Here is a 19934-nt window from a genome sequence, read left to right on the forward strand (position 1 = left end):
AGCCCGGTAGCTCGTCAGGCTCATAACCTGAAGGCCGCAGGTTCAAATCCTGCCCCCGCAACCAAAATTTACAATCACAAAGATCAGCTATCAAGGGCGCGAAGACTTCATCTTCAATGGCGATGCTAGATCCTCCCGCCTCAGGACCATAACCGCAAGGGTGAGCAACGCGAACGGCTCAAAGCCTGCCCACAAAACCAAATACAAAAAAGCCCGCATCACGCGGGCTTTCTCTATTTGGTTACGCATCGAACATTCAACGCCTCGCCAGCGGCCCGAAAGCAGCCAAACACACCCCGCAAGGCACAAAACTCCAAAGCCTGCCCCAAAACAAAGCGCATCCTCCCCAAGAACAATATCGTGGGCGCGGAAACCAATCGTACCTCGAGATCCCAGATCAACGTGCATCTTATTCTTCGGGTTCCAGAATGCAGCATTGCTCCGGCACGGGCACCAGCACCGCGCCGCTTCCAGCCGTCATCGGCTCCGATAAGGGGCCATTGGCGACGATGGCGCCGGCCGCCGTCTCACATTGATACTGATAGGCGCGGCCGAGATAAGTGCGTGTTCCCAGAACCGCGGGCAGGCCGTTGCCTTTACGTCGGACCGAAAGACCATCCGCACGGCAGCCAAGAATGCAGCTGTCTGGAATCGGACCGAAATCTTCCTGAGACAGCGCGATCCTTGCGCCGCCTGCAGCCTCGGCAATGACGACGGCGCTCTCTCGCTCAACAACACGCAACGGCAGCAGATTCTCAAAACCGACGAAGCGGGCGACGAAGCTGTTGGCAGGCTTGCGGTAGAGGGTCTCGGGCGTATCGAGCTGCATGATGCGGCCGGCATTCATGATGGCGACGCGATCCGAGATCGAGAAGGCTTCTTCCTGATCGTGCGTCACGTAGAGCGAGGTTGTGCCGTTGGCGCGCTGCAGCTGGCGGATTTCCACGCGCATATCGACCCGGAGCTTCGCATCAAGATTGGATAGCGGCTCATCGAACATGAGGAGCGGCGGTTCGATGACGAGGGCGCGGGCGAGCGCGACGCGCTGCTTTTGGCCGCCGGAGAGGGCGCCGGGCAGGCGGTCACCGAGGCCGGAAAGACCGACGCGCTCCAGCATGGCGCCGGCCTTCGCGAGGCGCTCCCTCGTCGGCAGGCGGCGCTGCTTGAGGCCGAAGGCGACGTTCTCGAGCACCGTCAGATGCGGAAACAGCGCATAGTTCTGGAACACCAGGCCGATATCCCTTGCGTGCGCAGGCAGCGTCGTCAGGTCGCGGTCGCCGAGCTTGATCGTGCCGCTGGTCGGCTGCAGGAAACCGGCAACGAGCCGCAGCGTCGTCGTCTTGCCGCAGCCGCTCGAGCCGAGCAGCGAGACGAGTTCTCCAGCCGCGACGAAAAGCGAAAGATCCTGCAGAACGGCTGTCTTGCCGTAATGGGCGCTGATGGAATTGATGGAGAGCGATACGGTCACGGACGGCTACTTTGTCAGGAAGGTGAGCCCCAGGGTGGCTTCGACGATCGCCATCACGGCGACGGTCACGAGCATCAACAGCACGGAAACCGAGGCGATGGTCGGGTCGAAGAACTGCTCCATATGGGCAAGAATCTGGATCGGAAGAGTGGATATGCCAGGGCCTGTCAGGAAGACCGAGACGGAGACATCGTTGATGGAGGTGATAAAGGCGAGGATGAAGGCGGCGATGACGCCGGCGCGGATGTTCGGCAGCACCACGGTCAGGAAGGTCTTGAGCGGCGGGCAGCCGAGGCTGATGGCAGCCTCCTCGATCGAGAAATCGAAACTCGCGAGACTGGCGCTGACGACGCGCACCGAATACGGCAGCACCAGCAGCGCATGGCCGATCAGGAGGCTCGGAAAGATCGGCAGTCCAAGCCCGATCGTGATCGATTTCATCAGCGAAAAGCCGAAGACGATTTCCGGAACGAGGATCGGCAGGACGAAGAGCGTCGAAAGCCAGCGCGGCAACTCGACCCTGTAGCGGCTGATGGCATAGGCGGCGGGAATGCCGATCAGCAGCGACAGCGCCGTTCCGAGGAAGGCGAGCTCCAGGCTGGTGATCGCTGTCGTGCGGAAGGCCTCGATCCGGAAGATGTTGGAGAACCAGTGCAGCGTCAGGCCCTGCGGCGGGAAGGTGAGATAGGTCGTGTCGCTGAAGGCGGCGCCGATAATGATGACGAGCGGCGCCAGCAGGAAGAGGAAGACGAGGGCGGTGAAAGCGATGAGCGCGGGATGGGCCGTTCTTGTCATGATCACACCGCCATCGGGTTCAGCCGTCGCGCGAGACGGCTCATGATCGCGACAATGCCGATCGTGACGACAACCATGATGGCGGCGATCGTCGAGGCGCCGACCCAGTCGAAGGTGACCATGGCGCGCTGATAGAGGAAGGTGCCCATCATCATCTGCTTTTCGCCGCCGAGCAGCTGCGGCGTGGCGTAGGAGGTGAAACTGCCGGTGAAAACCAGCACTGCGCCGACGATGAGGCCGGGCGTGGCAAGGGGCAGGATGACCTGGCGAAAGGTCGCAGCCGGCGTGGCACCCAGCGATGTCGCCGCCTGGATAAGATCCTGCGGTATGCCCTCAAGCACGCCGACAAGGGTCAGGATCATCAAGGGCACGAAGAGATAGACCATCGCGACGATGACCGAGCCCTCGGTGTAGAGCATCGAGAGCGGCTCGCTGATGACGCCGATCGACAGGAGGATGGTGTTGAGAATGCCGTTCTTGCCGAGAATGATCAGCCAGGCGAAGGAGCGCACGACGACGCCGGTCAGCAGCGGAAAGACGGCGGCGATGATCATCACGCTCTTGGCGCGGCCCGGCATCTGCGCGATGACATAGGCGGCGATGAAGCCGATAAGCAGCGAGATTGCCGTCGTAATGAGAGCAACCTCAATTGTCCTGAAGAGCACGGTTCGGCGAAAACCGCTGGAGAAGAAAGCGACATAGGGGGAGAACACCCCCTTGGGTTCGCCGAAGGTCGCTGCGATCGTAATGACGACGGGAACGAGCAGGAACAGCGTTACGGCTACGATCGCCGGCGTCGCCAACCCCCATTTCATCAAATGCTTCATCAACTAAATTCCGTGAGAACGCCGCGGGAGTGTGCGGCATGCCCTGTTACATGCCGAAGATCTCGTTCCAGCGATCGACCCAGTCCGGCTGCGCCTCGATCAGCTTCTGATAGTCGATCCGGCTGAGCTTGGCGATCATCTCGGCGCCGTAGGTCCATAGCTTGGCCTTTTCCGGCGGCAGCGCCACCTTGGTCGAGACCGGTGCATCGACACCCTGTTCGGCTTCGGCCTGTTGTACGTCCTTCGATAGAACGAAGTTGATGAACTGATGCGCAAGCTCGACGTTTTCCGAGCCCTTCGGAATATTGACCGTGTTGAGGACGGCGATGTCGCCTTCCTTCAAGTCGGCCCAGGCCATCGTAGGAACGGCTGATCGCAACGATGACAGAACAAAATCCTGCGTCATCGCCACCTTGGCCTCACCCGTCGAGATCAGGTTCACCAGCTCGGAGCCGGTATTGTAGTTCTTGACGACATTTGGCTTCAGCGTCTCGATGGCCTCAAACGCCTTGTCAGCATCGGCATAGGAATCGACGCCGGCATGCTTGCCGGCTTGGAGCACCGTCAGCGGCCCGCCTGTCGTGGTGATGCCGGGCAACGAAATGGCGCCCTTCAGGTCGTCGCGCCACAGATCGTTCCAGGAGGTGATCGGCGGGTTCACCTTCGCCGTATCATAGACGATACCGATGCGGCCGATCGTGTAGGCGGGGCCGTAATCGCCCTGCGGCGCCTTGGCGATATCGTAGAGATCGGCAAGGTTCGGGATCTTGCTCCGGTCGACTTCCTGGAAGAGGCCCTGCTGGATGCCAAGCTGCGAATAGCTGTCTGTGAGATAGATGACGTCGACGCCCTTGCCGCTGCGCAGCTTCAGCTTGTTCAAGCGATCGGCATTGTTGCCGGTTTCGAAGACCACGTCGCAGCCGCAGATCTTCTTGAAGGGCTCGATGATATTGGCCTGCATCTTCTCGCCATTATAGCCCCACCAGGAAACGGTCAGCGTCTTTGCTTGAGCGAAGGCCGGCATGGCGGTTGCCGCGGCAAGGAAAGCAAATCCCGCGACACGGGCAAGGGTGAGGCCGTTCATTCTCGAAATCCTTTTGGTGAGTGAAATCGGGCATATGTTTCAAGCTTGCAGGATACTATTTTTCGAGCACCGGCTTTACAAGCCCAACAAATGGGCAGGGTGGTGGTTTTTGCCTTTGATAGGATGAATATCCAGTGTCGTCGTGCACAATACTGGCTTATTGAAGCGCCTGAGATCATTAGGCTTCCTTGATCCGATTCGGTCGGCTTTACAGGCTCGTGTGTCATCTTTACCCTCGGCTGATCGATTTCACTGCCAGGCATGCGTCTCATGACATCCCCGAAAACAAAGCTTCCCGACGATCTGCTGATCAATGCGGCGGACGAAGTGCTGATCCGTCAGGATTTGACGTTGACCGCGCTCGGCCGCCGTCCGGCAGATCGCCTGCTGCGCGTCGGCAGGCTTTTGGATGTGCATAGCCGCAGCTGGCTGGACGATCAGGAAGTCGTCATCAAGGGCCGGCGGATCGCCTATGTCGGCCCTGCCGGCAGTTATCAGGGCGAGGTGAGCGAGCGCGTGCACGAGCCGCATCTCGCAGCCGTTCCCGGTTTCGGCGAGGCCCACAAGCATATCGAAAGCTCGCATCTGACGCCGGAATGGGAAGCGGCCTTGGTCATGCCGCATGGTGTCACCTGGACCTGTGAAGCGAGCCACGAATTCTCTAACGTCAATGGCGCCCGCAATCTGGAATTCTGGCTCGAGGCCCGCCGCCGCGGCTCGCCGATGAAGATATTCCCCCTGCCGGGATCGGCCGTTCCGCCGACCGCTTACGAATGGGGCGGCGGTCATTTCGGCTATGACGAGCAGAAGTCCTTTCTCAATGAGAGCCTGATGGTGGCCGGCCTTGACGAGGTCATGGACTGGCCCTCGGTCAGCAACCCGGAGAATCCGGCTTACGATCGTCTCTGGGGAATGATCCGCGCGACGTTCGAGCAGCGCGGCGTGGTCGAAGGTCACGGCGCGGGCCTGCGTGATCTGCCGTCGATCAATGCCTTTGCCGGCGCTGGCCTCGCTTCCGATCACGAAGGCTGGTTCCTGGAGGAGATCTGGGAAAAGCTGACGCATGGCCTGTTCATCGAGCTTAGACCTCATTCCCTGCCCGAGGTCATCAAGGGCCTGATCGAGAAAGGATTGTCCGACTGGTCGCAGATCGCCTTCGTCACCGACGATCGCAGCGCCAGCGATACCCTGAAGATGGGTGCCACGGATTATAATGTCCGCCTGGCAATCGAGAATGGGCTGGCGCCGGAAATCGCCATTCAATGCGTGACGATCAATCCCGCCCGCCACATGCGCCTGACTCCATGGGTCGGCTCGATAGCGCCCGGCCGCTTTGCCGATATTGTGTTACTGGATGATGTGAAAACACTGTCGATCGCCAATGTCTGGGCCGATGGCAAGCCGGCATCCGAAGGCAAGACCTTCGTCGGCGTTCGCCCCGAGATCGACTGGCCGGATTGGGCGACGAAGACGGTCCGGATCGATAGAACAGTCTCGGCTGAGGATTTTCGCATCGCCGCCCCGTCGGATGCCGACACGGCGAAAGCTGCGCTGCTGCGGCCGTTCCACTGGGCCGATGATTTCATCACCATGGATCTGCCGGTCCGCGATGGCGCCGTTGAGCGTGACCATGATCGCAACGTCACGAAATTCGCGATCGTCGACCGCTTTTCCGGCGAGGCCAAGGTCGCGCGCATGTTCTGGCTGGGAACAGGCCCGCGCACGCCGGATACTGCGCTCGGCGCCACGCTCGGCCATGACAAGCACAATATCTGGGTGGTCGGTTCCTCCGATGAAGCCATGGCCCTGGTCGCCAACGCGCTGAAGGAGCAGCAGGGCGGCTGGGTACTGGTCTCGGGCGGCAAGGTCGTCGCCCGCGTTCGCTATGAAGTCGGCGGTCTGATGACCGCGCGCTCGGCCGAGGAGCTGGATGCGGAGATGCAGGCGCTGTATAAGGCCGGGGCGGAGATCGACTGGATGTATGAGCCGACGTTCTCGCCGCGCTGGTGGCCGGGCTTTCCCGAACGGCTTTCCTTTGCAACGCTCACCTGCGCGCCCTGGCGCTGGGTGCTGGTCGCTCCCTCCGAAAGGGCGCCGGAAGGTTTCGTCAATGTCGCGACCGGCGAAACTCACCCGATCGTCTGGTAGGGATATCTGCCAAACCATTCGGAATATCCGCCTTACGGTATAGAAGGTTGATGAGGGCGGCCCTGTAATCCGCGCTTGACGGTGGAAGCCAGCTTCTTAATTATCCGTCCGGTTACTTATGTCGAGCGGCAAGCTGTGGAGGCTGGGCGTGTTCACGGGCACGTTAAGCGGCGGTAGCCGGCAACAGGGCGGAGGAGGCTCTGGTGATTGCACTTGATAGTCATGCGCCGCGAATAACATCGGCATTTTCCACTTTGGGATGTGCGGAATTGGAACTGGTCGAAGCCCTCGAACTGGCGGCAAACCACGGCATCGATGCGATAGAAATCCGAGCCCTTGGGAGCACCATCGATCTCGTCGCCTATTTCACGGACAGATTCGGCTCTCCCGCAAGCTTGGCCAAGGTGCTGGAAGGCTCTGCCGTAGGCGTCTGCGCCTTCAATACTTCGCTGCGTCTGGTCGGTGCGACAGCCCAGGCGAAGGAAGAGTTCCTGCGCCACCTTCCTTGGGCGGAGGCCGCCGGCGTTCGTTCGCTCAGGGTTTTCGATGGTGGTGAAACCGCCGATGAGGGCGAGCTGGCCGAGGCGCTGGCCACGCTGCAATGGTGGCGTGAGATCGCCGTGCGCGAAGGCTTTCGTGCTGATATGGTCATCGAAACCCATAATTTCCTAGCACTGCCGGACGCCATCCCGCGCTTCCTTGAAATAGCCCCAGATTGCGCGCTGATATGGGATACACATCACACTTGGCGCAAGGGCGGGCAGGATCCCGTCGAAACCTGGAGGCAGGTTCGTCGCAATACGCACCATCTCCATGTCAAGGACAGCGTTTCCCGGCCGGGGCCTAGGCTGCCCTACAGTTATGTACAGCCTGGCACCGGCGAGTTCCCGATGGCGGCGCTGCGTTCGGTGCTCGACGCCGATGGCTATAGCGGTATCGTGAGCCTGGAATGGGAAAGATTGTGGCACAAGGATTTGTCACATTTAGGTTTGGCTCTACAGTCTGCGAAGCGAAGTGGCTGGTGGTCCCGCCCCAAATGGTGAATAATTGTTGAAGAGCATTAATATTTTAATTTAGTTGAAAGGAAGAGTGCCGCACGGAGATTGACTTTTGCAGCGATCGTTAATTAGTCTATTAGCAATTATTAAATAACTATCTCGTACGCATATCCTCGCCGGTTGACTACGGTCTTCGGCGCAATATTTCCAGCTCGATGAAGGGAAGCCTCAATGATTGAGGTCGAGGGTGTCTGGAAGATGGAAGAGGCAAATTATAGCTATCTGAAGTCCTATGTTTGGACGCGATATGCGCCGCGCTCGGCTGCTGCTTCCGGCTTCCCGCTGCTTTGCCGCTTCGCCCCGAAAGGGAGGCCCGATGAACGGTAACGCAAGTCGCGAGGAAGAGAGACACGGAGCCCGGATCTTGAAGGCAATCGCCGCGGGCGGGCTGGGTTTTGCCGCGCAATGGATTCACGATGCGGCAAATCCCGGTAAGACGTTCTATGCCGAAAGCCTGGCGCGCGTAACGGACTCGGACGGAACCGTGCATACGGCCGGCACGTTCGTTTCGCTCCTTGAACGCCAGGATCGCTGGTTCGATCTCGATCTGCGTATTCTGGATATGGTGCTGTCCGACCTGGCTGCGGATGAGACGCTGGTTCTTGGTTTCAATCTCTCCGCCACCAGCCTGTCGCATTCGGATCGGTTTGCCGATGTGTTCGGCCGAATCAGCCGCCGATCGGAACTTGCCTCGCGGCTCGTCATTGAGATCACCGAAAGCTATCCGGTCGTCGGCGCATCCATCGAACGCATGAAGATGATTAGTGCTCTCGGTTGTCGTATCGCGATCGATGATTTCGGGTCTGGGTTTGCCACGCCGGCATCGCTGCTGCAGGTGCCTGCAGATATCGTCAAGATTGATGCAGCCTTTGTCTGGGATAACAGGCCTGGCCGCGACGGAAGCAATAGCCTCTCCCACATCGTCGGTTTTGCATCCTGTTTCGCTCCTTTTGTCGTCGTCGAGGGGATTGAAACCGGCGCTCAACTCAATGCCGCGCAGGAGGCGGGCGCAACGCATGTCCAGGGTTTCCTGCTTTCGAGGCCGGTTTCCCTGGCGCGGCTTCGACGTCATAAGCGCAAAGCTGTCTTGCGGGGGGTGGCATGAACAGTTGCGCACCGGAGCCTGTCGTTCTCGCTCTGCAGGTGATGCCATGATGCACCGACTGGCTTTCACATCGGCCTATCAGATATCGGCGGCGCGTGCGGCGAGCGAACTCAAGACGAAGACATTGCTGCGCGCCCTGGTCAGCCGGCTTCGCATCGTCTTCTCCGGAAGCGGCGGTGAGTTGTCCGCCACTTTCGTCGGCGGAGCAGGCCCACATGTCCTCATTTGCGATCAGGCCGGCGAGGCGGTGGGCCGCGTGACTATCGATGCCGAGACGGGTCTCTATGTCTTATGTGAACTCGGCGGTCATGCCGATGATGTCGTCATCGTGACCGCAAGTGAAAATCGATTGCTCGAGGAGATTGCTCTCCATCTTGGCGATGGCCAATCACTGCACGAACCCGTGGATGCCGCCGTCAAAACACTGGTCGGCCAGACGATGGAGGATGTCGAGCGCAAGCTCATTCTCCAGACTTTGCAGCATTGCGGCGGAGATCCCACTCACACGGCGTTCATGCTTGGCATGCCGCTCGTCACCCTTTGTAACAAGCTGGCGGTCTACTTCGCGGACCCTGCCGACGAACCGCCGCAGTCTGCTGCGGATACGAGATAGGAGGCGGAAGCTACCGGCTGTAATTGCGTACGCATTTGATGCGGACGCATTGAGCCCCGGTTATCGAACCGGGACAGCGCCCCGAAACAGGGCGCACATCGAAACGGTGCGATGTCCGTCCGCGGGTATGGCACATGATGCAATTCGAGCGGGGCGGCGCACGAGGAACCAATGAGATCCGGGAAAAGATCATGGATTCTTTCGAGACAAAAACCCCCGCTCCGCCGAAGCCTTCCTTGTTCGATGGCTGCGTGAAGATCGTTTCGGCCTATGTCAGCCATAATGCCGTTCCCATCCACAGCCTTCCCAGGCTGATCAAGGACATTCATGAGGTGTTGCTAACATTGGATGGGTCGGCTTCCATCGTCGAGCGCGCCAATCTGGTGCCGGCTGTGGATTTGAAGAAATCGGTGACGAACGACTACATCGTCTGCCTCGAAGACGGCAAACGCTTCAAGACGCTGAAGCGTCATTTGCGCGTGCATTATGGCATGACGCCCGAGGAATACAGGCAGAAATGGGGGCTTGCCCCCAACTACCCGATGGTGGCGCAGAATTATGCCAATCGTCGTTCGGAGCTTGCCAAGATTTCCGGCCTCGGTGCGAACGGCAACAAAAGGGAAACCGTCGACTGAGCAATTTCGGAACAGGCGTTTCGCACGCGCTTGACCGGCGCTGCTTGTGTGCTCCGTGAGAATTCGTCCGCGCAATGCTGCAAACAAAATGGCGCCCTCGTCAGGGCGCCATCGTCTTCGGGAATATTCTCCGCCGTCGATCAGAAGACCTGGCGCAGCACGATGAACAGCACGAAGGCCAGTGTGATCGAGGCCGGCAGCGTCAGGATCCAGGCCATCAGCATGTTGCGCACCGTCGACCACTGCAGGCCGGAACCGTTTGCCGCCATGGTGCCGGCGACGCCGGAGGACAGGACGTGCGTCGTCGATACCGGCAGGCCGAGATGGTCGGCGGCGCCGATGGTCAGCATGGCGACGACTTCGGCGGCAGCACCCTGGCCGTAGGTCAGATGCGTCTTGCCGATCTTTTCGCCGACGGTCACGACGATGCGTTTCCAGCCGACCATGGTGCCGAGGCCGAGCGCCAGCGCCACGGCAACCTTCACCCAGAGCGGGATGAACTTGGTCGCGTGATCGACGGCGGCGTGATAGTTGGTCACGGCCTTCAGGTCCTCGGCGCTCATCGGCAGCAGCTTCTGCTTGTCGATCAATTTCAGCGATTCACCGATCAGATAGATATCGTTACGAACGTTGCCGACGAGCCCGTTCGGCAGCTTCTCGACGCTTGGATAGGCCGCGATCTCAGCACTCGTGGCATGAATATATGCTTGGAGAGCTGGCGTCGTCGCATCCGTCCAGGTCTTGGTCTTTACGGCGCTGCTGACGGCGGCCTTCGGATCGGCCGGTGCGGCAACGCCCGGCTTCACATATTTGCCGAGTACCGTCTCGACTTGCGTCGAGGCAGCTTTATAGGCTTCGAGATAGTTCACGTCGGGCGTCTTATTCAGCGCGAAGGCGGTCGGTACGAGGCCGATGAGGATGAGCATGATCAGGCCCATGCCCTTCTGGCCGTCATTCGAACCATGGGCGAAGCTCACGCCGGTGCAGGTGAAGATCAGCAGGCCGCGGATCCAGAGCGGAGGCGGTGCATTGCCCTTCGGCGCTTCGTAGAGCTCCTTGTTGCGGATCAGCACCTTGGCGACCAGCAGCAATAGGGCGGCCATGGCAAAGCCGATGATCGGCGACAAGAGCAGCGACATGCCGACGCTGCTTGCCTGCGACCAGTCGACACCGCTGGTGGCGGAGCCGGCGGGTGCCAGGAACTGGTTGGCGAGGCCGACGCCGATGATCGAGCCGACAAGTGTATGTGAGCTCGAGGCCGGTAGGCCGAGATACCAGGTGCCGAGATTCCAGATGATGGCGGCGGTCAACAGGGCGAAGACCATCGCGAGACCGGAGCCGGAGCCGACCTGCAGGATGAGCTCGACCGGCAGCAGCGCCAGGATGCCGAAGGCGACGGCGCCGGAAGAAGTCAAAACACCGAGGAAGTTGAAGAAGCCCGACCAGATGACGGCGAACTCCGCCGGCAGCGAGCGGGTATAGATGACGGTGGCAACGGCGTTGGCGGTATCGTGGAAGCCGTTGACGAATTCGAAGCCGAGCGCGATCAGCAGCGCCAGCCCGAGTAATATCCACGGAACTGCGGCGGCCTCTGCAAGATCGCTGCCGAGAGCGTAGGCGACATAGACGAGGCCGGCCAGGACGACGATGCCGAAGAGCGGCAGAAACCATTTTGCCGAGCTGCCTGCGCCATGAATCGGATGGTCGGCATTGCCGCCTTCCGCATTGTTTGAAACGAGGTCGACCATCCCGAACTCCCTTATTGCAATGGATATTGCCGGTGTAAGCCTCGTTCATGAAACTCTCGTGACGCGGGAACAGGCTGCGGCGAACTGCAAATGCGGGCAGTGCCTAGCCCGTTCAAACTGCCGGCAGATTCTCGGGCTGATCTTGATTTTGCCCCCAAAAGGCCATTTTCGGTTCAGCCGGCGTTCATACCTTCGGGGGTTAAATCCCCATGTAAGGGACTTGGATAGAGGGCCATTAATATGAGATCGTCCGTGATTGCCATTGCTGCCTTGTTCGGCAGCTTGGTTGTATCTTCGGCAGAGGCAATGCCTATCCCGGCCGTTGGGTCAACGGCCTCCGTGCCGATTGTGAAAGTTGACTATGCCTGCGGTCGTGGCTGGCACCTGACGCGCTGGGGCGAATGCCGCCCCAATCGCTGGGGTCCGCCGCCCCGGCGCTGGGGTTACTACAGGCCGCCACCGCCGCCGCCATGGGGCTGGCACGGCCATCGCCATCATCGTGATGGCTGGGGCGACGGCCGCTGGCGCGATCGCCCGCACTACTGGTAAGATCAGAAGCACCGCCGCATCTTGCGGCGGTGTTTTGTTGAGGGCAGTTCCGAAAAAATGCGGTTCTTAAGGCTGAGCTTGCGGCCGTAACGCGCGCGCTCCGAGCCAGAGGCCCGCAAGAACGAGCAGGCTGGCCGATAAGATCGCAGCAAGGCTTTTCGCATGGAGTGCGATGTCGGCAAGCTTTGGCCGGATGAGATCGGCCGTATTGAAGCTCTCGCCGCTGAATTTGCACAGGACGAGCGAGAGATTGTTGCGCACGAGTGTCGCGTCGATATCGGAGACGAGATCGTCGACCGATGCCTTCTCCACTTTCATGACGCGCATCTGCAGCAGCACCGCCTTCGCCGCGGCGAGGTAGGCGTGGGAGCATTCGTTGAACGGGCTTTCCTCGTCGCTGACGCTGCCCGGCATCAGGCCCCATAGGCAATAAGCACGTTGGATCTGCGCAAAGTTCAAGAGACGGCGGAAGGTTTCGTCGGTATCCGATACGCTCTCGGCAATCGAGATGATCCGCCCGTAATAGGGAGCGATCACTGCCATCTCGCCATGGGTAAGACTTGGAATCGGGATGCCAGCCTGGCTGCCGGAGGAGCCGCCGCCATGCGCGGCAACCGAAGCCGGCCAACCCGCAACGATGAGACAGAAGATTGCAAACAGGACGCCGCCTGGATACGGGCGTGTCCCGCGCATGTTGTCATGCGCGGGATGCGATCTATTTACCACACTAAGCCCGGCGCAGGGCCGCATTGCCGTAGCGCGTCTGCGGCAACTGGCGTTCCGCCCAGGCTCCGAAGGCAAGGCCGAGCGTCGTCCAGAGGATGGCGTGCATGCCGAGCGAGGTGATGCGAAAACGCCAGAGTACGACGGCCGAGAATTGCTCGGGCACTTCGTTGATCGAGGGAAGCAGATATTGGATCAGCGCGACGAAGACGATGTAGCCGATGCCGGCAATGATCGCACCGTTCCAGGAACCATATCGCGCCGCCAGCCTGCGTGCGAAGCCCACCGCGACGATCATGCCGACGACGGAGGCAACGATCATGATGAAGAACAGTTCTGTTCTTGCGCCGATCGTATCAGGATTGCCGACGGCCGGCGGATTTGCCGGATACTTGATGTCGGGCACGAGCGAGATCGTCACGAAAGCGGCGAGCGCGAGCAGCGCCGCCGTGCCGCGCGCACCCAAGGGGCTGATGCGGCCGTAGACGAACGAGAAGACCAGCGCGAACAATCCGCCTATTGCGGTCGAAAAGATCACGCTGCCGGTGAAAAGGCCGATGCCCGCCTGGGTGGCGCGGCTGACGATTTCCGGTTCCGGTGCTTCGCCGGCTGCCTGCGCGGCCTTTTCTTCAAAGCCGATGGCCCAGTCGACCAGCGGTTCGCCGAAGATGTGGGCGAATGCAAAAACGAAAATACCGGCAAGGGCCCCGACGATCATGCCGCGGAGCAAAAGACGTCCAACCATGTGCTTAACCCCTTAGTGGCAGGGGAAGCCGAGAAGGTGACGGGCGTCATGCACGAACTCGTGCACATACATGCCCGAGATGAGCGAGGTCGCGCCTTCTTCTGCGCCGATGAAATAGATCGCGAGCAGCATCAGAAGGCCGGCGAAAATGGCCCAGGGCAGGATTTGGCCGAGCGGGATCGGCTGCGGAACTGCGGATGGGGCGAAAGTGGTGTCGGACATTGTATTTCCCTCGTTAAGAAAAGCGCGTTCCATTTGCGGAAGGGTTTTTGCGGGAAGGGTCTGGCTCTCGAGGGCGAAGTTTCCGTCATCGATTACAGTGGCGCGACCGCGCCGGGATTCCACCGGCTTCCACACCCGCAAGTGCAAGTTTATAGCTATCTGCCAATATGATTGTCAATCAAGCGCCACAGCGATGCGAAATCGCGACAAGAGCGCGGCAGGGGATGGAAACAGAGGAATCTTATGAAAACGCGTTTGAGCTGGATTTGTCATGGGGCGACGCAAGCCCATCGGAACGGCTGCTTTCCGGATGACGAACCCTTGGAGGCGAAGGCGGCTCAGCAGGCTCAATCCTTATCCTTCGGGCTCGGGGCAATCGACCGGGTTTGGGCGAGCCCGGCTTTGCGTGCCCGCCAGACCGCCACCGTCCTCGGCCTCGATGCTATCCCGGACGTCGCCCTGCGCGAATGCGATTATGGCGACTGGCGCGGGCAATCCCTTGCCGGACTGCATGAAAGGGATGCGGAGTCCCTGGCGCTCTGGATGACGGATACGTCGGTGGCGCCGCATGGGGGCGAAACCCTGTCGGCGGTCATGAAGCGTGTGGGCGAATGGATGGGGAATCACATCGACGATACCGGCCATATCGTCGTCATCACTCATGCGAGCGTCATTCGCGCTGCCATCCTGCAGGCCTTGCAGGCGCCGCCCGCAGCATTCTGGGCTGTTGATGTCGAGCCGTTCGGGATTGTCGAGATGACGAGCGACGGCCGACGCTGGCAGCTTCGCTTCCCGAAAATGACGATCTAAGGCCAATTCCAGCAAAAATGCGACGCTCCAGTCCTCAGCGGGCCGCTTTTGCCCGCTGCCTCTCGAAATGGACGAGATAGACGGCCAGCCCCAATGTCATGGCAGCCAGTCCATACCAGGTGATGGCATAGACGAGATGGCTGTTGTGGAAGGTGATCTGCGTCAGCCCGCCCACGGGCAATCCGCCGGGATTTTTCGCATCGTCGGCATCGATGAAGTAGGGCGCTACATTCTGCAGCCCCCGAGCCTCGGCGATGGCTGTCACGTCGCGTGAATACCAGCGCTCCTCCGCCGGCACGTTCGAACGCAGCAGCGTGCCTTGAGGCTCGCTCATCCGCAGCAGGCCGGTCACCGTAGTCTCCCCGGAAAGCTCACCTTCGGCGCGCGTCGTCGGATTGCGCTTCTCTGTGGGAACGAAGCCGCGGTTGACGATGATGATCGTGCCGTTTGCAAGCTTCAGCGGCGTCAGCACCCAATAGCCCGCGCCGAGCACAGTCGAGGCATAGACCTGTGCTTGCCTGTCGTTGAGGAAAGTGCCGCTCGCCTGGACATGCTTGTATTCGGAGTTTTCGGCCGTGATATTGGCCCATTGCGCCGGGCCGGGTGCCTGAACCGCCGGCGCATGCACGCGCGCATCGACCCTGGCGATCAGATCCAGCTTCCAGTGCAGCCGCTTCACTTGCCAGGTGCCGAGGCCGATGAGAAGGGCGGTCAGGAGCAGAAGCAGCGATACCCAGATGATAAGGTTAAGCGTCGAGCGCGGCTTGCCCTGAGATGTGTTCGAGGAAATATCGGTCATGGCGCAGGTCTCCGGGGACGCGCTGACGCATGATTTCGGGCGGTTCAACACTCTTCGCTGAAGCTCATGCGCGGTCGGGAAGATTTGGCTGCGGCTTCTGGCATTTCAAGCATGCACTGCGCAGCATCCGGCGAATTCTCACGCCGGGAAGAGGGCGGGCCTTCGTTCGAAGGCCCGCCGCTCGAATTTACGGCATGTTGCGCATCATCTCGGGCGACATGGGCATCATGTTCGCGTTGAGGTGATGCATGACCCAGAGCGAGCCGGACAGCGCGATGATGACGATCACGATGGTGAAGATCAGCGCCATCATGTTCCAGCCGCCTTCCGAGCGGGTGTTCATGTGCAGGAAGTAGATCATGTGCACGACGATCTGGATAGCACCGAGGATCATGACGATCGCTCCGGTGACGGCCGGATCGGAGATGACCTTGCCCATGACCAGCCAGAAGGGAATGGCGGTCAGGATGACGGAGAGGATGAACCCCGTCATGTAGCTCTTGAAGGTGCCGTGTGATGCCTCGTGGCCGCCATGATGATCGTGGCCGTGGGCGTCGCCGGATTGATGCGAATGGTTTGCGTTCGAGCTCATCCGAGAACTCCCATGAGGTAGACGAGGGAAAACACGCCGATCCAGACGACGTCGAGGAAGTGCCAGAACATCGAAAGGCACATCAGGCGGCGCTTGTTTTCCGGGATCAGTCCGTAGCGGCCGACCTGCACCATCAGCGTGATCAGCCAGACGATACCGGTGGTGACGTGCAGACCGTGCGTGCCGACCAGCGTGAAGAAGGCCGACAGGAAGGCGCTGCGCTGCGGGCCGGCACCGTCGAGGATCAGGTGATAGAACTCGTAAAGTTCGAAGAAGATGAAGAGAGCACCGAAGATGCCGGTGATCGTCAGCCACATCAGCGTGCCCGACTTGTTGTCCTTCTCCATCGCCAGCATGGCGAAGCCATAGGTGATGGAGGAGAAGAGCAGCATCGCCGTGTTGAGGGCGACGAGCGGCAGCTCGAAGAGGTCGGCCGGAGAGGGGCCGGCCGCATAGCTGTGGCCGAGTACGGCGAAGGTGGCGAAGAGGACTGCGAAGATCAGGCAGTCGCTCATGATGTAGATCCAGAAGCCCAGCATGGTGCTGCCTTCCGGATGATGCTCCTCCTTCAGATAGAAGGCGGGTGTTTCGCCGTCCACGGGAGCTTGTGCAGAGTGGGTCGTCATAGTCTTACACCTGTCCTGCGAGCTGCTTCGTACGCTCGTTCTCGGTCTTCACGACCTCGTCGGCGGGAATGTGGTAGTCGCGCTTGTAGTTGAACGTATGGCCGATCGTGATGACGACCATCGCGACGAAGGTGATGGCGGCGAGCCACCACATGTACCAGATCATCCCGAATGCAAAGCCGATGGAGAGCACGCCGAGGATGATGCCGGTGCCGGTGTTCTTCGGCATGTGGATCGGAATGAAGCCTTCGGTCGGCCTGACGTAGCCACGGTTCTTCATGTCCCACCACGCATCGTGATCGTAGACGATCGGCGTGAAGGCGAAGTTGTAGGCCGGTGGCGGCGACGAGGTGGACCATTCCAGCGTGCGGCCGCCCCAGGGGTCGCCGGTATGGTCACGAAGCTCTTCGCGCTTCATGAAGCTGACGGCGAGCTGGATGAGGAAGCAGGCGATGCCGATGGCGATGAGGCCGGCGCCGAAGGCGGCGATGATGAACCAGATCTGCAGCGACGGATCGTCAAACTGGCTGACGCGGCGGGTGACGCCCATCAGGCCGAGGATATAGAGCGGCATGAAGGCGAACCAGAAGCCGATCTGCCAGAACCAGAAGCTCATCTTGCCCCAGAAGGGATCGAGCTTGAAGCCGAAGGCCTTCGGGAACCAGTAGTTGACGCCCGCGAACATGCCGAACAGAACGCCGCCGATGATCACGTTATGGAAGTGGGCGATCAGGAACAGCGAGTTGTGCAGCACGAAGTCGGCTGGCGGAACCGCGAGCATGACGCCGGTCATGCCGCCGATGGTGAAGGTCACCATGAAACCGACGGTCCACAGCATCGGCGGCTCGTAGCGGATGCGGCCGTGATACATCGTGAACAGCCAGTTGAAGAGCTTCGCACCCGTCGGGATCGAGATGATCATCGTCGTGATGCCGAAGAAGGAGTTGACGCTGGCGCCCGAGCCCATCGTGAAGAAGTGGTGCAGCCAGACGAGGTAGGAGAGGATCATGATCACGCAGGTGGCGTAAACCATCGAGGCGTAGCCGAAGAGGCGCTTGCCGCAGAAGGTGGCGACGACTTCCGAGAAGACGCCGAAGGCCGGCAGGATCAGGATGTAGACTTCCGGGTGGCCCCAGATCCAGATGAGGTTGACATACATCATCGGATTGCCGCCGAGGTCGTTCGTGAAGAAGTTCGTACCGGCATAGCGGTCGAGCGTCAGCAGCGCGAGCGTAGCGGTCAGGATCGGGAAGGATGCAACGATCAGGATATTGGTGCAGAGCGACGTCCAGGTGAAGACGGGCATCTTCATGAAGGTCATGCCCGGGGCGCGCATCTTGACGATGGTTGCGATCAGGTTGATGCCCGAGAGCGTCGTTCCGATACCCGCGACCTGCAGGCCCCAGATGTAATAATCGACGCCGACGTCTGGACTATAGGCGATGCCGGAAAGCGGCGGGTAGGCCAGCCAGCCGGTTTTCGCGAATTCGCCGATGAAGAGCGAGATCATGATCACGATCGCGCCGGCTGTCGTCATCCAGAACGAGAAGTTGTTGAGGAACGGGAAGGACACGTCGCGGGCGCCGATCTGCAGCGGCACGACGAGGTTCATCAGGCCGGTGACGAAGGGCATCGCCACGAAGAAGATCATGATCACGCCGTGGGCGGTGAAGATCTGGTCGTAGTGATGCGGCGGCAGATAGCCCTCGGATCCGTTGAAGGCGATTGCCTGCTGCAGACGCATCAGCAGCGCGTCGGAGAAACCGCGCAGCAGCATGATCAGCGCCAGCACGACATACATGATGCCGATCTTCTTGTGATCGATGCTGGTGAACCATTCCTTCCAGAGATAGCCCCAGAGGCGGAAATAGGTCAGCAGGCCGAGGAGCGCGATACCACCGATGGCGACGCCGAGGAAGGTCACGACGAGGATCGGCTCGTGATACGGAATGGAGTCGAGCGTCAGCCGACCGAAGATGAATTTGTAGAGGTCCGGGTTGGAAAACATGGATTGCCTCTGTCCCTTATGAATGTCTTGTTATTGAGCGCACCGGATCAATGACCCTGATGCTGCGCCGAACCGGTCGACGAATCGGAAGAAGAGCCGTTGCCCATATCCATGCCCGGCATGGAGTTGTCGCCATGCTGCATGGTGTGGCCGGCGCCGCCGTCTGCCTTGACCGGTGTGACCTCGGCCGAGGCGCCATCGCGATTGTCATAGATCAGGCGCTCGCGGTTTTCGTGGCTTTCCTTGCCGCCGCCGCCCTTGGCGTCGATATGCATCATCTCGCTCATGCACATCTTGCTCGGATCGGCGCACATGTTGAGGATGGCGTTGTAGAGCCCGTCGTCGACGGCGTTGAAGTAGCGTACCGGCTCGCGTTCGCTGGGCTTGGCAAGCGCCAGATATTCCTGACGGCCGAGCGCCGTGCCCTGGCTCTTCGCCTTCTGGATCCACTGGTCGAAATCGGCCTGGTTGAGGCCATGGAACTTGAAGCGCATGTGCGAGAAGCCGGCGCCGCTATAGTTGGCGGACATGCCCTGGAATTCGCCGGGATGGTTGATGACGGCGTGGAGCTTCGTCTCCATGCCCGGCATGGCGTAGATCTGTCCAGCCAGCGCCGGAATAAAGAAGGAGTTCATCACGGCCGAGGCCGTAATCTTGAAATTGATCGGGCGGTCGACGGGAGCTGCCATCTCATTGAGGGTGGCGATGCCGTATTCCGGATAGAAGAAGAGCCATTTCCAATCGAGCGCGACCACTTCGACCGTCAGCGGCTTCACGTCGGCGCTGAGCGGCTTGTCGGCGGCAATGCGGTCGAGCGGGCGGTAGGGGTCGAGCTGATGCGTGCTGATCCAGGTCACCGCGCCGAGCGCGATGATGATAGCAAGCGGAGCGGACCAGATGACCAGTTCCAGACGCGTCGAATGATGCCACTCCGGCTCGTAGGTCGCTTCCTTGTTCGACTGGCGGTATCTCCAGGCGAAATACAGGGTCAGGAAGATCACCGGAATGATGATGATCAGCATCAGTACGACCGAAATGATGATGAGGTCTCGCTGCTGCATGGCGATATCGCCGGAAGGATCCATCACCACCAGATTGCAGCCCGACAGCAGCAAAAACAGTGGGATGACAGACAAACGGCTGAAAATCTTCGATAGTCTTAGCACGTCTTAAAGCTCTTTTTGTTTCGACCCTACCGCGACTAAAGGACGGCGGTCATGAACGATATGAGGTGTTTCGTCGCACCGCAGCAAGATAGAGTGCATTGCGGTATGGAATGCTGTCCCACCTATCGGGAAAACCCTCAGAAATCCAGAAGGTTTTCTATTGAGCAATTCGCTTTTGCCGCCGCTAATATACCCGGATCGGAACAAATGGCT

Annotated in this window: 21 protein-coding genes and 1 riboswitch; of the genes, 8 read left to right on the top strand and 13 right to left on the bottom strand. The window is 60.1% G+C overall.

Going from position 1 to position 19934, the window contains the following annotated elements; translation table 11 throughout:
- Positions 1-409: 409 nt before the first annotated feature.
- The 4 genes from FHT73_RS24655 to FHT73_RS24670 are packed head-to-tail and all read right to left on the bottom strand — an operon-like array spanning position 410 to position 4114.
- Positions 410-1468: an ABC transporter ATP-binding protein gene (locus FHT73_RS24655; RefSeq protein WP_183715520.1), complete on the bottom strand. Its 1059-nt coding sequence runs from the start codon at positions 1466-1468 to the stop codon at positions 410-412.
- 6 nt (positions 1469-1474) lie between these two features.
- Entirely contained in the window at positions 1475-2266 is a 792-nt protein-coding gene (locus tag FHT73_RS24660) for an ABC transporter permease (RefSeq protein WP_112338559.1), read from the bottom strand.
- Positions 2266-3090, bottom strand: a complete 825-nt coding sequence (locus FHT73_RS24665; RefSeq protein WP_183715522.1) for an ABC transporter permease — start codon at positions 3088-3090, stop codon at positions 2266-2268. The genes FHT73_RS24660 and FHT73_RS24665 overlap by 1 nt, the downstream gene beginning before the upstream one ends.
- 46 nt (positions 3091-3136) lie before the next feature.
- Positions 3137-4114 (bottom strand): ABC transporter substrate-binding protein, encoded by a 978-nt coding sequence (locus FHT73_RS24670; protein ID WP_246712222.1) that lies wholly within the window; start codon positions 4112-4114, stop codon positions 3137-3139.
- Between the two features lie 330 nt (positions 4115-4444).
- Here FHT73_RS24670 and FHT73_RS24675 point away from each other — a divergent pair, with 330 nt between their 5' ends.
- From FHT73_RS24675 to FHT73_RS24700, 6 genes are all read left to right on the top strand, one after another.
- Positions 4445-6322: an adenine deaminase C-terminal domain-containing protein gene (locus FHT73_RS24675; protein ID WP_183715526.1), complete on the top strand. Its 1878-nt coding sequence runs from the start codon at positions 4445-4447 to the stop codon at positions 6320-6322.
- Between the two features lie 203 nt (positions 6323-6525).
- On the top strand, positions 6526-7365 hold the full coding sequence (locus FHT73_RS24680; RefSeq protein ID WP_183715528.1) for a TIM barrel protein: 840 nt from the start codon (positions 6526-6528) through the stop codon (positions 7363-7365).
- 186 nt (positions 7366-7551) lie between these two features.
- Entirely contained in the window at positions 7552-7707 is a 156-nt protein-coding gene (locus tag FHT73_RS24685; protein WP_183715530.1) for a hypothetical protein, read from the top strand.
- Between the two features lie 37 nt (positions 7708-7744).
- Complete coding sequence (locus FHT73_RS24690; RefSeq protein ID WP_246712218.1) at positions 7745-8485, top strand: EAL domain-containing protein; 741 nt, start codon at positions 7745-7747, stop codon at positions 8483-8485.
- Between the two features lie 46 nt (positions 8486-8531).
- Complete coding sequence (locus FHT73_RS24695) at positions 8532-9098, top strand: helix-turn-helix domain-containing protein (RefSeq protein WP_183715533.1); 567 nt, start codon at positions 8532-8534, stop codon at positions 9096-9098.
- Between the two features lie 191 nt (positions 9099-9289).
- The gene (locus tag FHT73_RS24700) at positions 9290-9733 is read left to right on the top strand and encodes a MucR family transcriptional regulator (RefSeq protein ID WP_246712219.1); all 444 of its coding nucleotides are present in this window, start codon (positions 9290-9292) and stop codon (positions 9731-9733) included.
- A gap of 140 nt (positions 9734-9873) precedes the next feature.
- On the opposite strand, the gene FHT73_RS24705 is transcribed toward FHT73_RS24700, so the two are convergent.
- Positions 9874-11481 (bottom strand): inorganic phosphate transporter, encoded by a 1608-nt coding sequence (locus tag FHT73_RS24705; protein ID WP_183715535.1) that lies wholly within the window; start codon positions 11479-11481, stop codon positions 9874-9876.
- Positions 11482-11721: 240 nt separating this feature from the next.
- Between FHT73_RS24705 and FHT73_RS24710 the strand changes: the two genes are divergently transcribed.
- Positions 11722-12030: a hypothetical protein gene (locus tag FHT73_RS24710; RefSeq protein WP_015338331.1), complete on the top strand. Its 309-nt coding sequence runs from the start codon at positions 11722-11724 to the stop codon at positions 12028-12030.
- A 66-nt stretch (positions 12031-12096) separates the two neighbouring features.
- On the opposite strand, the gene FHT73_RS24715 is transcribed toward FHT73_RS24710, so the two are convergent.
- The 3 genes from FHT73_RS24715 to FHT73_RS24725 are packed head-to-tail and all read right to left on the bottom strand — an operon-like array spanning position 12097 to position 13720.
- Complete coding sequence (locus FHT73_RS24715; protein WP_183715537.1) at positions 12097-12723, bottom strand: hypothetical protein; 627 nt, start codon at positions 12721-12723, stop codon at positions 12097-12099.
- A 34-nt stretch (positions 12724-12757) separates the two neighbouring features.
- A complete protein-coding gene (locus FHT73_RS24720; protein ID WP_183715539.1) occupies positions 12758-13498 on the bottom strand; it encodes a CbtA family protein in 741 nt (246 codons plus the stop codon).
- Positions 13499-13510: 12 nt separating this feature from the next.
- Positions 13511-13720, bottom strand: a complete 210-nt coding sequence (locus FHT73_RS24725; protein ID WP_015338334.1) for a CbtB-domain containing protein — start codon at positions 13718-13720, stop codon at positions 13511-13513.
- A 58-nt stretch (positions 13721-13778) separates the two neighbouring features.
- Positions 13779-13851, bottom strand: a riboswitch (cobalamin riboswitch).
- Positions 13852-13963: 112 nt separating this feature from the next.
- On the opposite strand from FHT73_RS24725, the gene FHT73_RS24730 reads away from it, so the two are divergent.
- A complete protein-coding gene (locus FHT73_RS24730) occupies positions 13964-14530 on the top strand; it encodes a histidine phosphatase family protein (RefSeq protein ID WP_183715541.1) in 567 nt (188 codons plus the stop codon).
- Positions 14531-14564: 34 nt separating this feature from the next.
- On the opposite strand, the gene FHT73_RS24735 is transcribed toward FHT73_RS24730, so the two are convergent.
- From FHT73_RS24735 to cyoA, 5 genes are all read right to left on the bottom strand, one after another.
- Positions 14565-15329: an SURF1 family protein gene (locus tag FHT73_RS24735; protein WP_183715543.1), complete on the bottom strand. Its 765-nt coding sequence runs from the start codon at positions 15327-15329 to the stop codon at positions 14565-14567.
- A 187-nt stretch (positions 15330-15516) separates the two neighbouring features.
- Positions 15517-15921, bottom strand: a complete 405-nt coding sequence (gene cyoD, locus FHT73_RS24740; protein ID WP_112610678.1) for a cytochrome o ubiquinol oxidase subunit IV — start codon at positions 15919-15921, stop codon at positions 15517-15519.
- Positions 15918-16547 carry a cytochrome o ubiquinol oxidase subunit III gene (cyoC, locus tag FHT73_RS24745; protein WP_112610680.1) on the bottom strand — a complete coding sequence of 210 codons (630 nt, stop codon included), beginning with the start codon at positions 16545-16547 and terminating at the stop codon, positions 15918-15920. Before cyoC ends, cyoD begins: the two co-directional genes overlap by 4 nt.
- A gap of 4 nt (positions 16548-16551) precedes the next feature.
- Positions 16552-18555 carry a cytochrome o ubiquinol oxidase subunit I gene (gene cyoB / locus FHT73_RS24750; RefSeq protein ID WP_112610682.1) on the bottom strand — a complete coding sequence of 668 codons (2004 nt, stop codon included), beginning with the start codon at positions 18553-18555 and terminating at the stop codon, positions 16552-16554.
- Between the two features lie 47 nt (positions 18556-18602).
- On the bottom strand, positions 18603-19721 hold the full coding sequence (cyoA, locus tag FHT73_RS24755) for a ubiquinol oxidase subunit II (RefSeq protein ID WP_112610684.1): 1119 nt from the start codon (positions 19719-19721) through the stop codon (positions 18603-18605).
- Between the last annotated feature and the right edge of the window lie 213 nt (positions 19722-19934).

The sequence above is a fragment of the Rhizobium sp. BK098 genome (genome assembly GCF_014193155.1).
In the GTDB taxonomy this organism is placed as follows: domain Bacteria; phylum Pseudomonadota; class Alphaproteobacteria; order Rhizobiales; family Rhizobiaceae; genus Rhizobium.

Bases quoted from the DNA above. Each gene is read 5' to 3' on its own strand.
- FHT73_RS24665 (WP_183715522.1), bottom strand. From the start codon at position 3,090: ATGAAGCATTTGATGAAATGGGGGTTGGCGACGCCGGCGATCGTAGCC.
- FHT73_RS24670 (WP_246712222.1), bottom strand. From the start codon at position 4,114: ATGCCGGCCTTCGCTCAAGCAAAGACGCTGACCGTTTCCTGGTGGGGC.
- FHT73_RS24675 (WP_183715526.1), top strand. From the start codon at position 4,445: ATGACATCCCCGAAAACAAAGCTTCCCGACGATCTGCTGATCAATGCG.
- FHT73_RS24685 (WP_183715530.1), top strand. From the start codon at position 7,552: ATGATTGAGGTCGAGGGTGTCTGGAAGATGGAAGAGGCAAATTATAGC.
- FHT73_RS24695 (WP_183715533.1), top strand. From the start codon at position 8,532: ATGATGCACCGACTGGCTTTCACATCGGCCTATCAGATATCGGCGGCG.
- FHT73_RS24700 (WP_246712219.1), top strand. From the start codon at position 9,290: ATGGATTCTTTCGAGACAAAAACCCCCGCTCCGCCGAAGCCTTCCTTG.
- FHT73_RS24705 (WP_183715535.1), bottom strand. From the start codon at position 11,481: ATGGTCGACCTCGTTTCAAACAATGCGGAAGGCGGCAATGCCGACCAT.
- FHT73_RS24710 (WP_015338331.1), top strand. From the start codon at position 11,722: ATGAGATCGTCCGTGATTGCCATTGCTGCCTTGTTCGGCAGCTTGGTT.
- FHT73_RS24715 (WP_183715537.1), bottom strand. From the start codon at position 12,723: ATGCGCGGGACACGCCCGTATCCAGGCGGCGTCCTGTTTGCAATCTTC.
- FHT73_RS24720 (WP_183715539.1), bottom strand. From the start codon at position 13,498: ATGGTTGGACGTCTTTTGCTCCGCGGCATGATCGTCGGGGCCCTTGCC.
- FHT73_RS24725 (WP_015338334.1), bottom strand. From the start codon at position 13,720: ATGTCCGACACCACTTTCGCCCCATCCGCAGTTCCGCAGCCGATCCCG.
- FHT73_RS24730 (WP_183715541.1), top strand. From the start codon at position 13,964: ATGAAAACGCGTTTGAGCTGGATTTGTCATGGGGCGACGCAAGCCCAT.
- FHT73_RS24735 (WP_183715543.1), bottom strand. From the start codon at position 15,329: ATGACCGATATTTCCTCGAACACATCTCAGGGCAAGCCGCGCTCGACG.
- cyoD (WP_112610678.1), bottom strand. From the start codon at position 15,921: ATGAGCTCGAACGCAAACCATTCGCATCAATCCGGCGACGCCCACGGC.
- cyoC (WP_112610680.1), bottom strand. From the start codon at position 16,547: ATGACGACCCACTCTGCACAAGCTCCCGTGGACGGCGAAACACCCGCC.
- cyoB (WP_112610682.1), bottom strand. From the start codon at position 18,555: ATGTTTTCCAACCCGGACCTCTACAAATTCATCTTCGGTCGGCTGACG.